The sequence below is a fragment of the Bowmanella dokdonensis genome, from assembly GCF_017254865.1.
Classification (GTDB): Bacteria; Pseudomonadota; Gammaproteobacteria; order Enterobacterales; family Alteromonadaceae; genus Bowmanella; species Bowmanella dokdonensis.
In genome coordinates this window covers 1-360 of record NZ_JAFKCV010000179.1, presented here as the reverse complement: position 1 = coordinate 360, position 360 = coordinate 1, and the positions used below count along the sequence as shown (strand labels likewise).

The following is a 360-nucleotide window of genomic DNA, read 5'->3' as shown; positions in this document are numbered from 1 at the left end:
TAGCGCTTCATAACGTTGCTGTTTTGTTGCCATGTCTGCATTGACCGAGGCAGGCGGACTTTGCTTTCGAAAAAACATTGCTAAGAAGATTCCTTTGCAATCAAGGCAAATAATAAGTGTATAAGAGCGGCAAAATTAGAAAAGTCCGGTATGACCGGACTTTTCTGTGCTTATCAGACCTTTTGTTTTGCTACCCAGGTCTTGACGTTAGCTTCCAGTAAATTCAGTGGCAGGGGGCCGTTTTTCAGCACTTCATCATGGAAACCGCGAAAATCAAACTTATCGCCCAGTTCGTCCATGGCCTCTTGTCGCAATTGCATGATCTTCAACTTACCTACCATATAGGCGGTGGCTTGCCCT

1 protein-coding gene is annotated in these 360 nt (G+C 45.0%); it reads right to left on the bottom strand.

The window, feature by feature from the left end; all coding sequences use genetic code 11:
* Positions 1–173: 173 nt before the first annotated feature.
* Positions 174–360: DUF885 family protein (locus J0A66_RS22120; RefSeq protein ID WP_206575994.1), on the bottom strand; the 187-nt coding region annotated here is incomplete at its 5' end.